Annotated in this window: 14 protein-coding genes and 1 pseudogene; 8 read left to right on the top strand and 7 right to left on the bottom strand. The window is 73.8% G+C overall.

Going from position 1 to position 12,527, the window contains the following annotated elements:
• Positions 1-407 precede the first annotated feature (407 nt).
• Entirely contained in the window at positions 408-1,412 is a 1,005-nt protein-coding gene (locus tag P0R35_RS14630) for a DUF7972 family membrane protein (protein WP_345782751.1), read from the top strand.
• 102 nt (positions 1,413-1,514) lie between these two features.
• Here P0R35_RS14630 and P0R35_RS14625 read toward each other — a convergent pair whose 3' ends face one another.
• The gene (locus tag P0R35_RS14625) at positions 1,515-2,345 is read right to left on the bottom strand and encodes a PspA/IM30 family protein (RefSeq protein ID WP_284013147.1); all 831 of its coding nucleotides are present in this window, start codon (positions 2,343-2,345) and stop codon (positions 1,515-1,517) included.
• A gap of 91 nt (positions 2,346-2,436) precedes the next feature.
• Here P0R35_RS14625 and P0R35_RS14620 point away from each other — a divergent pair, with 91 nt between their 5' ends.
• Entirely contained in the window at positions 2,437-3,045 is a 609-nt protein-coding gene (locus P0R35_RS14620; RefSeq protein ID WP_284013146.1) for a dienelactone hydrolase family protein, read from the top strand.
• 3 nt (positions 3,046-3,048) lie between these two features.
• Here P0R35_RS14620 and P0R35_RS14615 read toward each other — a convergent pair whose 3' ends face one another.
• From P0R35_RS14615 to P0R35_RS14590, 6 genes and pseudogenes are all read right to left on the bottom strand, one after another.
• Positions 3,049-3,372, bottom strand: a complete 324-nt coding sequence (locus tag P0R35_RS14615; protein WP_284013145.1) for a transcription factor S — start codon at positions 3,370-3,372, stop codon at positions 3,049-3,051.
• 33 nt (positions 3,373-3,405) lie between these two features.
• Positions 3,406-4,179: a DUF8135 domain-containing protein gene (locus tag P0R35_RS14610; protein WP_284013144.1), complete on the bottom strand. Its 774-nt coding sequence runs from the start codon at positions 4,177-4,179 to the stop codon at positions 3,406-3,408.
• Positions 4,180-5,013 carry a CopG family transcriptional regulator gene (locus P0R35_RS14605; protein WP_284013143.1) on the bottom strand — a complete coding sequence of 278 codons (834 nt, stop codon included), beginning with the start codon at positions 5,011-5,013 and terminating at the stop codon, positions 4,180-4,182. It abuts the gene before it with no gap.
• A gap of 125 nt (positions 5,014-5,138) precedes the next feature.
• Positions 5,139-5,978: pseudogene (locus P0R35_RS14600) on the bottom strand (RAD55 family ATPase).
• A gap of 198 nt (positions 5,979-6,176) precedes the next feature.
• Positions 6,177-7,190, bottom strand: a complete 1,014-nt coding sequence (locus P0R35_RS14595; protein ID WP_284013142.1) for a beta-ribofuranosylaminobenzene 5'-phosphate synthase family protein — start codon at positions 7,188-7,190, stop codon at positions 6,177-6,179.
• A gap of 120 nt (positions 7,191-7,310) precedes the next feature.
• Positions 7,311-8,354 carry an NAD(P)/FAD-dependent oxidoreductase gene (locus P0R35_RS14590; RefSeq protein ID WP_284013141.1) on the bottom strand — a complete coding sequence of 348 codons (1,044 nt, stop codon included), beginning with the start codon at positions 8,352-8,354 and terminating at the stop codon, positions 7,311-7,313.
• Positions 8,355-8,480: 126 nt separating this feature from the next.
• Between P0R35_RS14590 and P0R35_RS14585 the strand changes: the two genes are divergently transcribed.
• The 6 genes from P0R35_RS14585 (at position 8,481) to P0R35_RS14560 (ending at position 12,515) form a co-directional block, all read left to right on the top strand.
• Positions 8,481-9,134: an HAD family hydrolase gene (locus tag P0R35_RS14585; protein WP_284013140.1), complete on the top strand. Its 654-nt coding sequence runs from the start codon at positions 8,481-8,483 to the stop codon at positions 9,132-9,134.
• A gap of 92 nt (positions 9,135-9,226) precedes the next feature.
• Complete coding sequence (locus P0R35_RS14580) at positions 9,227-9,874, top strand: helix-turn-helix domain-containing protein (RefSeq protein ID WP_284013139.1); 648 nt, start codon at positions 9,227-9,229, stop codon at positions 9,872-9,874.
• Positions 9,875-10,210: 336 nt separating this feature from the next.
• On the top strand, positions 10,211-10,990 hold the full coding sequence (locus tag P0R35_RS14575; RefSeq protein WP_284013138.1) for an aldo/keto reductase: 780 nt from the start codon (positions 10,211-10,213) through the stop codon (positions 10,988-10,990).
• 83 nt (positions 10,991-11,073) lie between these two features.
• Positions 11,074-11,490: a peptide-methionine (R)-S-oxide reductase MsrB gene (gene msrB / locus P0R35_RS14570; protein ID WP_284013137.1), complete on the top strand. Its 417-nt coding sequence runs from the start codon at positions 11,074-11,076 to the stop codon at positions 11,488-11,490.
• 51 nt (positions 11,491-11,541) lie between these two features.
• Entirely contained in the window at positions 11,542-12,180 is a 639-nt protein-coding gene (locus P0R35_RS14565; RefSeq protein WP_284013136.1) for an NAD(P)-dependent oxidoreductase, read from the top strand.
• Positions 12,138-12,515: an NAD(P)-dependent oxidoreductase gene (locus P0R35_RS14560; RefSeq protein ID WP_284013135.1), complete on the top strand. Its 378-nt coding sequence runs from the start codon at positions 12,138-12,140 to the stop codon at positions 12,513-12,515. Before P0R35_RS14565 ends, P0R35_RS14560 begins: the two co-directional genes overlap by 43 nt.
• The last annotated feature ends 12 nt before the right edge of the window (positions 12,516-12,527 follow it).

Raw genomic sequence — 12,527 nt, 5'->3', positions numbered from 1 at the left:
GCGTCGGTCCGCTCGAACACGGCCTCCGGCACCGGAACGAGCCGCCCCGCCCGGTCGACGGTGTACGCCTCCAGTTCGAGGCCCACGGCGAAGTCGGCGTTGTCGAGCCGGCCCGCCTCGGCGGCCGCCGCCAGCGTGTCCGCCTGCTCGCGCACCCGCCGCTCGAACGCCGCGCGCACCGCGGGGTCGAACGACCGCCTGACCGACGACGGGAGATCCTCCATACGTACCCGCCACGTCGCCGCCGACCACAGTAAACCGTACGGCGTGCCGGCGCCACCGGGGCGACTGGGCGGCCGGCCCGGGACGGTGTCGGCGACGGCGGCGGGGTGCGCGCACTGCCGGGGTGGCCGGCCGCGCCCCGCCGGCCGTCGGGCTTTTCGCGCGGCCGCCGAGTACACCGGGTAGTGAGCGACGCCCCGGAGGACACGATGCGCGAGCGCGCCGGCACGAGCCGGGCGAAGCTGTGGCTCCTCGTCGACGCCGACCGCCGGCTCGTCGCCGCCGGGTTCCTCGCCGTCGTGTTCGTCCTCCCGTTCCTCGTGGGCGTGTTCGTGCCGGACGCGGCGGCGCTGCTGGCGGACGGCGACCCGATCGAGACGGCGTTCCAGCCGCTCATCGGGGGGATCGTCACCGGGGTGACGCTCGTGCTCACGCTGAACCAGCTCGTCCTCTCGCAGGAACTGGGCGCCGTCGGCGACCAGCGCGAGCGCATGGAGGGCGCCACGGGGTTCCGGCGCGACGTGGCCGACGCCCTCGGCCGCGACGTGATGCCGCCCGAACCGGCCGCGTTCCTGCGCGAACTCGTGATCGCCGCGGGCCAGCGCGCCGACGACGTCGAGGAGGCGCTCTCGGCCGACGAGAGCCTCGCGGACGACGCCGAACGGCTCGTCGACAGCGTCCGCGGCAACGCCGAGACGGTCGGCGACAGCCTCGACGACGCCCAGTTCGGCACCTTCGAGGTCGTCTCCGCGGCGCTGGACTTCAACTACTCGTGGAAGCTGTACGAGGCGCGCCGCCTCCGGGCCGAACACGACCTCACGGACGAACAGGACGACGCGCTGGCGGCGCTGGCGGACGTGCTCGAGCTGTTCGGCCCCGCCCGCGAACACTTCAAGACGCTGTACTTCCAGTGGGAGCTGGTCGACCTCTCGCGGGCGGTGCTGTGGGCGGCGGTGCCCTCGCTCGCCGTCGCCGTGGGGTCGGTGCTGTACCTCAGCGCGCTCGTCCCCGGCGCGCCCGCGACCGGGCTGTACCTCGCGGGACCGTTCGTCGTCAGCGCGGTGCTGGCGGTCGCGCTCCTGCCGTTCGCCGTCCTCCTGTCGTACGTCCTCCGCATCGCGACGGTCACGAAGCGGACGCTGTCGATCGGCGCGTTCACGCTGCGGAAGACGAACGCCGGCGAGGAGTGAGCGGGGACGGCGGCGCGGGGAGCGAGCGGGGACGGGCGGGCGCCGCGACGGGCCGCGAGGCCGGGGACGGACCGCGCGGTCGAGGGGTGGGGCCGGCGACGGCTACTTCGAGGCGTCCGCGTCCTCCTCCTGCTGGAGCTCCTCGAGTTCGGCCTCGACCTCCTCGTCGGCGACATCCGCGGCGTCGACGTCGACGTCCGCCTCGGCCTCGCCGTCGTCCGCCGACTCGGCGGGCGCCTTGCCGAGTTCGGCGCGCAGCGTCTCCAGTTCGGCGTCGACCTCGCGGTCCGTGCGGCCGGCCTTCAGTTCGCGGTCGATCGAGTCGTCGCCCGACAGCGCCTCGTCGAACGCGCCGGTGTCGGCCAACTCGTCCATCGCCATCGAGCGCGCCTCCATCTCCTCGGTGCGCGACTCGGCGTTCTCGATGGCGCGGCTCACGTCGGCCATCTCGTCGCCGACGCCCGACATCGCCTCCGACACCCGGGTGGACGCCTCGGCGGCCTCGTAGCGCGCCTTCATCGTCTCCTTCTTGGTCTTGAACTCCTCGATGCGGCCCTGGAGCTCGTCCTTCTTGTCGACCAGCCGGTCCTGCGTGTCCTGGAGCTCCGCGATCTGCGTCTCCAGGTCCTCGATCTGGTTCATCTTGGACTTCTTCTTCTCGAGGGCCCGGCGCGCGAGGTCGTCGCGGTCCTGCTGGACGGCCTCGCGGGCCTGCTCGTTGTGCTTCTCGACGTTCTCCTCCAGCCGGCGCTTCTGGATCTCCAGGCGCTTCTTCTGGGTGGTGAGGTCGGCGATCCCCTGTTTCACCTGTTGGAGTTCGTCCCGCATCTGCTCGTAGCTGTAGTCCAGCGTCTCCGTCGGGTCCTCCGCCCGGTTGAGGATCGCGTTGATCTTCGAGCGGATGACGTAGGAGGTGCGAGAGAGGATTCCCATGGCCCGGGGTAAGGTAACTGGCCGTATAAATCTCACCCGACCGAGGTGATGCGACGACGCCGTTTTCCTCGCGGCCCACGCACCCCGGAGCGTGACCGACGTACTCGTCCCCGGCGGCCGCGACGTGCGCGCCTCCCTCGACACCGCGACCGACGACGGCGACGGCGACGGCGACACCGACGCCTGCGTCGTCGCGTGCCCGCCCCACCCGCAGCACCGCGGCCACCGCGGCGACGAGCGCCTCCGCGCCGTATCCGACGTGCTTACCGCCGGCGGCGTCGACTGCCTCCGGTTCGACTACGGCGACTGGGACGCGGGGTACGGCGAGGTCGCCGACGCGCGCAACGCCGTCGCGTGGGCCCGCGACCGCTACGACCGCGTTGGCCTGTTCGGCTTCAGTTTCGGCGGCTGTGTCGCGCTGCTGGTGGCGGGCGAGGGCGACGTGGACGCCGTGTCGGCGCTCGCGCCGACCGCCCGGCTCGCGTCGGACTTGGACGCCGTGGCCGCGATGGCCGACATCGACTGTCCCGCGCAGGTGGTGTACGCGACGCGGGACGACACCGCCGACTGGGAGCCGGTGGTCGAGCGCGCCGAGGAGTTGGGGTTCGACGTGCGGGAGTTCTCGGCGGACCACTTCTTCGTCGGACAGGCGGGGAAGGTGGGCGACGCGGTCGGCGGGTGGTTGCTCGACGCGCTGTGAGGCTCAGTTGTACTCGCGCCAGCGGTAGCCGCACTCCTTGCACTTGAAGAAACGCGTCGGCGGTTCGTCGGCGGCGCCGGTCTGTTTGATCGTGTACCACGCGACGGTGTGGCCGCAGTCGTCGCAGACCACGTCCTCGGAGGTCGGCTTCCCCTCGAAGTTCGCGCCCTCCTCGGTCTCGATCACGTCGTCGTCGCTCTGTTCGTCCGTCGAGACGTACTGGGCGGCCAACTCCTCGTCGCGGTCGGCGGTCGCGCCGCAGGAGGAACACACCATCACGCCGTCGTCGGTGCGCATCATCGAGCCGCAGTCGTCACAGAACTGCATGGTCGGGTGGTAGCGCGCCGCGACCGGTATGGCTTACGCGTCGTCGTCGAGGAAGTCGTCGGGGTCGAGGTCGACGCCGGGGGCGACCTCGTCGCCGTCGTCCACGCCGGTGTGTGCGCCGGCGTCGCCGCCGACGCCGGGCGGGGCGTCGGTCTCGTCCCCGCCGGCCGGCGCGCCGCCGGCGACGGCCGCGAAGTTCGGGCTCCCCTCCTCGGTCACCATCGGACAGCCGCGGACGCGGAAGCGGTCGCCGTCGACCGCCTCGACGATGGTCGACCCCTCGTGGCCGCACGCGACCGCCGGCGGCGCCGACAGGAACGGACAGCGCTGGCAGTACGCGCGTTTGTCGACCACGTGTTCGGGGCGCCCGTTCGCCTCCCCGGCGGCCCCGTCGACCGACTCGGCGGCGTCGAGCGAGGCCGCCGACGCCGCGGCCGACTCCTCGCCGAGGGAGGCCCAGAGGTCGTCCTCGTCGACTTCCCCCACGTCCACCGTCTCGAAGGGGTCCGACTCCGGATCGGACTCGGACTCCGACTCCGACGGCCCGTGGCGACGCTCCTCCACCCGGCGGGCGAGGTCGCCGAACGGCGCGTCCCCGCGGGACGCACGGTCGTCGGCCGACGGCGCGGCGTCGGCGGCGTCGCCGTCGGGTGCGTCGTCGTCCGCGCCGGCGTCGACGACGGGGTCGTCGCCGAAGGGGTTCGCGACCGACGGCGCGTCGGCCTCCCCGTCGGCGCGGTCGTCGTCCGGCGCGGCCGCTCGCCGTCCCGCGTCCTCCTCGTCGGTGTCGGGTGTGTCGTCGACCATTCACTCCTCCTCGAACACGTCGGCCGGGTTCGTCTCGTCGACCGCGGCGACGTCGCCCGCCAGCGCGGGGCGGGTGCCGACGACGAGCGTCGCGGAGCCGAAGAAGCCCGACGCGGACTCGACGGTCTCGAACGGCTCGCCGCAGTGGGGACACTCGGGCGTCGACAGGAGGCCGAGGCGGACCTTCGAGGCGCACGCGCCGCAGGCCGCCGCCGCGACGCCGAGGCGGTTGGCCTCGGCTTTGATCTCGGCGGCGGCGCGGCGGCGCGCCTCGTGTGCGTCCGCCCGCGAGGCGCGGGTGCGTAGGTCCGCGAGCACCGTCGCCACCGTCGACAGCTTCGCGTCGTGGTCGTCGGCGGTGTCGGTGAGGTACTCCAGCACCTCCTCGTAGTTGGCGAAGCCCGCCTCGAACGTCTCCTCGAGGTCGGCGAGGTCGCTCCGGAGGGCGTCGACCTCGGCGGCGACGCCGTCCAGCGACTCGACCGCCGCACGCAGTTCCGGGTGGTCGTGGTCCGCCCCGGCCTTCGCGTCCGTCTCGCGTTTCACCTGGACGACGCGCGAGCGGACGTCGTCGATCTTCTCGTCCAACTCGGCGTCGAGGGCGGCGACCCGGTCGTCGAGGGCGGCCAGCCGCTCGTCGACGGCGCCCTCGCTCGCCGCGTCGCCCGCGAGCGCCCCCGGCTCCGGGAGGGCGTCGTCGTGGGCCTCGAGGAGGCGGGCCAGCGTCACCGCTCGCGCGATCACCTCGTCGGGCGACCGCCCCGTCTCGGCGGCGCGCGACTCCACCCACTCCCTGAGGGCCCCCGGCAACCCCTCGACCTGCTCACCGGCCATCTACCCCTTCGTAGCCAGCCCGCGGCTAAATACTACCGGCCCGGTTATCGGCGTCGGTAGCGCCCGTCTCGGCCGGGAGGACGAGCGGGGCCGCGGGCGGCGACGCGCGCGGCGGCGGGCGTCGCTCAGCGGATCTTCCGCACGTCGCTGATGTCGAGGCCGCCGTCGTGGATCTCCGTCTCGAAGCGGACGATGTTCTCCGCCTCCAGCTGCGAGAGGACGCCGCGGAACTCGCGGACCACCATCGTCCGGGCGCGCTTGGAGCCGCCGGACTCCCAGTTGAACTGGAGGGTGCCGCCGCTGCCGTCCATGAGCTGGCCGTACTGGCGGTCGTCGATGGTGTCGGTGTTGACCAGCGCGAGGAGCAGGCCGCCCCACGAGTGGACGGCCTTCGCGAGCCCGCGCACGAGCATCGCCACGTCGGCCCACTCGACGTCGCCGCCGGAGGCGCCCACGAGGTCGGTGACCGCGTCCATCACGACGAGGTTGCCGGCGGCGTTGTCGGTGAGGTACTCCCCGAGTTCCGAGAGCACGCCGTCGCGGTTGCCCGCGTTCCCGAGGTCCTTGATCGTGCTCGTGGTCCCCATGTACCACTCGCGGGGGATCGAGGACAGCTGGAAGTACTCCGGCGAGAGGTCGACCACCTCGATCCCGTCGAGCGCGGCGTCGACGATCTCGTCGGCCATCGTGTAGCGCAGCTCGCGTTCGATGTAGTCGCGACCGGTCGTGAACGAGAGGTAGTGCACCTCCGGCGGCACCCCGGGCCTCGTCGGCGGGGTCGCCGTAGTAGAGGTCGAACAGGTCGGCGTCGGTGCGGGCGAGGGCGTTCATCGCCGCGCTGGTGTAGGCGAACTCGCGGGCGCCCGCGCCGGACTCGCCGGCCACGAGCACGACGCTCCCCCCTCCGGCGCGCCGCCGCCGAGGACGGTGTCGAGTTGGGCGACCCCGAACGGGATCCGATCCATGCGCGTTCGTGCTCGTGGCCGTGCTTAGGTGTTCGGGGTCGGGCGAGTGGTCGTGGCTCTCGGTGTCGTGTCGGTCGAGATCTGTTCTGGTCGTGTCGGTCGAAGTCGCTCGGGACCCGTGCCGGGCGACCGGTTCGTCACGGGCACCGTCACCCGACAGCCTCGCCTTCCCCGGCCGACTCGGCGTTCGCCCGCGGGTCAGTCGTCGACCCGCCGGATCGTCGCGCCCCGGTTGCGCGGCCCGACCACCCGCACGTCGCCGCCGACGCCCGTCTCCGCGAGCGCGCGCTCGCCGGCCGCGCGGGCGGCGTCGGCGCGGGCGGCGTCGGTGACGCCGTACACGGTCGGCCCCCACGAGGACTGTCCGGCGCCGTACACCGCCGGGTCCTCGTCGAGCGCGGCGACGACGTCGCCGACCGGGGGCCGGTAGACGCCGCCCTGTTCGTCGGCGAACCACGCGCCGTTGAGCCGGCCGACCTCCGCGACCGCCTCGCCGAAGCGCTCGGCGGCCCCCTCGGCGACCGCCGGGAGCAGCCGACGTTGGACCACGCCGGCGACACGGTCGGCGACCGCCGGGTCCGCGTCCTCGACCGTCCGCCGGATCGACGTGTCCTCCTCGTCGCCCGACCGGCCCGGGCCGACGGCCGGCTCCACCAGCAGGAACCGCCAGTCGTCGGGCACCGCGTGCCGGGCGGCGACCGCGGGCACCCGCCAGTCGCCGTCGGCCGGGCGGTCGGTCGTGAACCGCCCCGTCGGGTGCCCCGCGTCGAGGACGAACCCGCCCGCCTCGAAGGCGGCGACGCCGACCCCCGAGCGCCCGCCCCGCCCGAGCGCCGGCGCGCGCTCGCGGACCGCGGGGTCGCGGCCGTACGCCCGGGCGACGCCCGCCAGCGTCGCCAGCGCGAGCTGCGTGCCGCTCCCCAGCCCCGTGTGGCGCGGGAGTTCCTCCTCGACGGTGACCCGCGCGCCGGGGACGTCAAGCAGGTCGCACGCGCGGGCGGCGTACCGTTCGACGGCGTCGTGCTCGCTCGCGACGGCGTCGGCGGGGGCGACCGTCAGCCGGACCCGCGGCTCGGCGAGCGTCACGCCGACCGCGCCGTACAGCCGCTCGTGGGCCAGCGAGAGGTTGCCGAACCCGAAGTGGAGCCGGGCGCCGGACTCGACCGTCACGGCGCGCGCGGGGGGGGCGGAGGCGTCGGCGTCGGCCGGCATCGTGTCTCGTCGGAGGGTGGGGCGAGTCGGGGGAGTCGGTTTCGACAGCGGACGATACTGACGGGGTCGGGCGCGGAGCCGGGCGGGCCGGCGGCGCGGCACGACCGCGGGCGACGACCGCTACAGTCGGTCGGCGATCCGGTCGCCGGCGTCGACACCGTTCCACAGCGCCTCGTGGGCGCGCGCGGCGCCGGCGACCCAGTCGCCCGCGAGGAACAGCCCCGCCTCGCGGGCGCTCGCCAGCGCCTCTGCGTCGGCGGCGAGCCCCTCGTCGGGCAGCGCGTAGCGCCACCCCTGATCGTCCACCCAGTCGGGGTCGGCGAGGCGGTCGTCGCCGACGAGGTCCGCGACGAGGTCGGCGCCCGCCTCGGCGGCGGACTCGAGCGGGTCGTCGTAGTGTTCGACGGACCACGCGGGGCTCATCTGGGCGATCAACAGCCCCTCCCCGTCGGGGACGTGTCCGTCCTTGCACTCCTCGCGCGCGAGCCAGCCGACCGCGTGTTCCTTGTCCGTGTTGACGACGGCGTACCACGGCACGTCGAGCGCGAAGTCGTAGTGGAACACCAGCGTCCGGATCGTCCGGAACTCCGTGTCCGCGACCGCGTCGTGGAGCGCCGCGAGCGCGCCGTCGGCCCCGGGCCAGTCGGTCGCCGCCAGCAGGTCCGCGGTCTGCGGCGCCGGCGGCGTGAGCAGGAGCGCGTCGAACGGGCCGTGCTCGTCGCCGTCGGTGTCCGTGACGGTCCACGCGCCGGCGTCGTCGCGGGCGACCGACTCGGCGCGGGTCGTCTTGCGCACCGCGGCGTCGGTCTCGGCGAGCAGGCGCTTGGCGAACTGGGTGATCCCGGCGGTCCACGTGAACTTGTGGGCCTCCTCGCGGTCGCTCGGCTCGATCGCGCCGTCGCGGTCGAACGTCCACACCGGTTCCTCGACGTCGACGAGGCCGTCATCGCCCAACTCGTGGAGCAGGTCGACCGTCCGGCCGTCGCCCTCTTTCACGTAGTTGGCGCCGTGGTCGTAGCGGCAGTCGTCCCTGCGCCGGGTCGCCGCCCGGCCGCCGACGCCGCGGGACTTCTCCAGCAGCGTCACGTCGTGGTCGGTGTCGCGCAGCGCGTACGCCGCGCCGGCGCCCGCGAGGCCGGCGCCGACGATGCCGATGTGTGCCATCGTCCGAGTCACGGGCGCGTCGGCCGTATCGCTTGCGGGCGCCCCCGGAGCCGTCGCGACGGCGGTCTCACCCCCGAGATCGTGTGTGAAACCCTTATGTCGGGTGAGGCGTCAGTACGAGCAACAATGTACGACGCGATCGTGTTCGACAACGACGGGGTCCTGGTGGGGCGCACCCACTACGACGTCCTCCACGAGGCCGCCTGGGACGCCTTCGAGGCGCTCTCGGTGGCCGACCCCGACCCCGAGCACGTCGAGTCGATGGTCGTCGGCGTCTCCCCCGGACAGGTCGAGGAGGTGTGCGCCGCCTACGACCTCACCCCGCGGGAGTTCTGGGCGATGCGGGACCGGACGGCGTTCGAGGCCCAGCGCCGCGAGGTGCGCGCGGGCAACAAGCGCCTGTACGACGACATCGACGTGTTGCGCGACCTCTCGGCGCCGCTCGGGATCGTCTCCTCGAACCAACACGAGACCGTGGAGTTCCTCCTCGACCACTTCGGCGTGGGCGAGCTGTTCGACACCGCCTACGGCCGCGAGCCGACCGTCGAGAGCCTCCGCCGCAAGAAGCCGAACAGCCACTACATCGACCGCGCGCTCGCGGACCTCGAGGCCGACACCGCGCTGTTCGTCGGCGACAACGAGTCCGACATCGAGGCGGCCGACAACGCCGGCATCGACTCGGCGTTCATCCGCCGCCCCCACCGCGAGGACTGGGAGCTGTCCGTCACGCCCACGTACGACATCGACGGCCTCGCCGACCTCCGGGCGATCTGTTACTGAGCCGGCGCGCCCCCACGCGGTCGCCGTCCGGCGGGTATCCGTCGCCACCCGACCCACAGAACTATCCGCGGCGAGCGTGTCGGTGACCCAACGTGCCGGTACTCGTGTCGTTCACGCTGCCGTCGGAGTCGTTCGCGTTCGCGGCCGCCGTCGACCGCGATCCGGAGCTCCGGGTGACCCTCGACCGGGTGGTCCCCATCGAGGACACCCCGCTCCCCTTCTTCTGGGTGGAGCCGACGCGGCCCGGGTTCGACGTCGCCGCCCGGGAGGACCCGGCGATCGCCTCGATCGAACGGCTGGAGTCGGTCGGCGACCGGCGGCTCTACCGCGCCGACTGGACGGACGACCGGTGTCTGCTGGCGACGATCATCGAGTCGCACGCGGCGCTGCTGGACGCGCGCCTCGAGGACGGCTCCTGGCGGTTCCGCCTCCGGTTCGACGGCCCGGGGGCGACGGCGCCGTTCCAGCGGCGGTGCCGCGAGCGGGACATCCCGATCGACGTGACGCGGGTCGTCTCCGTCGCCGAGGACGGCGTCCCCCTCGACGGCGACGACTACGGCCTCACCGCCGTCCAGCGCGAGACGCTCGCCACCGCCCACGACGCCGGCTACTTCAAGCGCCCGCGCGACGCCACCCTCTCGGACCTCAGCGCGCGCCTCGGCGTCTCCGAGCAGGCCGTCTCCCGGCGCATCGGGCGCGGGCTCGACGGCCTGGTCGGGGCGACGATCGCGAGCGAGTGACACGCCCGGATAAACGGGTTGTCAGTTCAACGCGAATTCCCACCCCGGAGCCGGGAGTGGGTGAGACAGACCGACGACAGGAGGGGGGACAGCGTCGTCGGTCGACCCGGCATCGCCGCACGCGGCGTCGGCACCAGCGACGCACGTGCGCCCGCCCCGGCACCGGCCGTCCGGACCCCGGCGGTCGACACGGGCGGCCGTCGTCGGCCGCCCGCGCGGGGCCCCATCCCAACACGACCCGTCACCCCCTCCGCTCGTCGTGTCGTCCACCGCCCCGAGCCGACGGTGCCGTCCGTCGATCGGCGACCATTTGACCGGGACCCTCGAACCCGGAGTATGACGCTTCCACTCCCCGCAGTCGGCCTCGGCACGATGGGCCTCGACGGCGACGACGGCGTCGACGCCGTCGAGACGGCGCTCGACCTCGGCTACCGCCACCTCGACACCGCACAGGTGTACCGCAACGAGGCGATCGTCGGCGCCGGCCTCGCGCGTGCCGACGCCGCCCGCGAGGACGTGACGGTCGCCACCAAGACGTGGACCGACCGGCTCGCCCCCGCCGACGTTCGCCCCTCGACGGAGGCGAGCCTCGAGGCGCTGGGCCTGCGGAGGCTCGACCTGTTGTACGTCCACCGGCCGACGGGCGGGTACGAGCCCGCCGGCACCCTCGCCGCGTACGACGACCTCGTCGACGACGGGCTCGTCGACCACGTCGGCGTCTCGAACTTCGAGGCGGCGGAGCTCGACGAGGCGATGGCCCTGCTCGACGCGCCGATCGCCGCCCACCAGACGGAGTTCCACCCCCTGTATCGGCGTCCCGAACTCCGCGAGCACGCCGTCGACCACGGCTACACGCTGGTCGCGTACTCGCCGCTGGCGGGCGGCCGCGTGCGCGACCTCGGGCCGGTGCGCGCCGTCGCCGAGAAGCACGACACCACCCCCGAGGCCGTGAGCATCGCGTGGGTCACCGGCAAGGAGGGCGTCGTGACGATCCCGAAGGCGTCGAGCGAGCGGCACCTCCGCGCGAACCTCGCGGCCGCGAGCCTCGAGCTCGACGACGAGGACGAGGCCCGCATCGACGCGATCGACCGCGAGCAGGAGCTGTTCCCGGAGTAGGTCGCCGCGCCGGTCGGGGCCTCGCGTCGGCCGGCCGCACACGACGGCCGAGGGTTCAAGCGCGTACGGCGCCCAGAGTAGGTATGAGCGACTCCGCGGAGCAGGGCCGCGAGGACCTGCCCGAGACCGAGGAGGAGTGGCGCGAGCGACTCGACCCCGAGGAGTACCGCATCCTCCGCGAACGGGGGACGGAGGCGCGCTTCTCCGGCGACCACGTCGACCGCAAGGACGACGGCGTGTACAAGTGCGCCGGCTGCGGCACCGTCGTCTTCGAGTCGGAGACGAAGTACGACTCCGGCTGCGGGTGGCCCAGTTTCTACGCGGCCGACGAGTCGAAGGTGCGGCTGCTGGACGACGACAGCCACGGGATGAGCCGCGTCGAGGTGCGGTGTTCCACCTGCGACGGCCACCTCGGCCACGTGTTCCAGGACGGCCCGGAGCCGACCGGGGAGCGGTTCTGCATCAACTCCGTCGCCATCGACTTCGACCCCGAGGCGTAGCGCCCCCGCCCCCGCCGTCGCCCTTTTCTCCGGGTCGGGAGAGACACCGGTATGCCCGACAGCGACGCCCCCGACCCGACGCTGCTGCTGTGCCACACCGTCGGCCCCGACCGCGGCGCCGACCTCCGCGAGCGCCTGCTCGACCGCGGGCTCCCCGCCGACCGCGTCGTCGCCGCCGCCACGCCCGCCGAGACGGACGCCCGTATCGCCGACGCCGACGGCCTCGTGCTCGGTCGGCTCCCCGACGGCCTCCTCGACCGCGCCGACGCGCTCCGGTGGGTGCAGACGCTCTCCTCGGGCACCGACTACCTCCCGCTCGACGACCTCCGCGACCGTGGGATCGCGCTCACGAACGCGGCGGGCGTCCACGCCGACCCGATCGGCGAGCAGGTGCTCGGCTACATGCTGAGCTTCGAGCGGGAGCTCCACACGCTCGCCCGCCAGCAGGCCGAGCGCCGGTGGGAGCGCCGCGAGGGCGGCGAGCTGCGCGGGAAGACCGTCGGGATCGTCGGCGTCGGCGCCATCGGCACCCGCGTCGCCGAACTCGCCGGCGCCTTCGGGATGGAGGTGTGGGGCGTGAAGCGCGACCTCGACACGATGCCCGCCGTCGTCGACGAGGCGCGCGCGCGCCCGCCGACCTCCACGAGGTGTGTCTCGCCGCCGACTACCTCGTGCTCGCGTGTCCGCTGACCGACGAGACCGAGGGGCTGATCGGCGGCGACGAACTCCGCCTGCTCGGGGGCGACGGCGTGCTCGTCAACGTCGCGCGCGGCGAGGTGTGCGACCAGAAGGCGCTCGTCGGCGCGCTCCGCTCGCACCTGATCCGCGGCGCCGCGCTCGACGTGTTCGAGACGGAGCCGCTCCCCGAGGACTCCCGGCTGTGGGGGCTGTCGAACGCGATCGTGACGCCCCACATGGCGGGGAGCACGCCGCACAAGCCCGAGCGGTGGGCCGCGGTCCTCGCGGCGAACTACCGGGCGCTCGCCGACGGCGACCGCGACGGGCTCCGCAACCGGGTGCTGTAGGGGCCGGCCGCG

The sequence above is a fragment of the Halobaculum litoreum genome (assembly GCF_030127125.1).
GTDB classification, from domain to species: Archaea; Halobacteriota; Halobacteria; order Halobacteriales; family Haloferacaceae; genus Halobaculum; species Halobaculum litoreum.
This window is presented reverse-complemented; position numbering and strand designations above follow the sequence as displayed.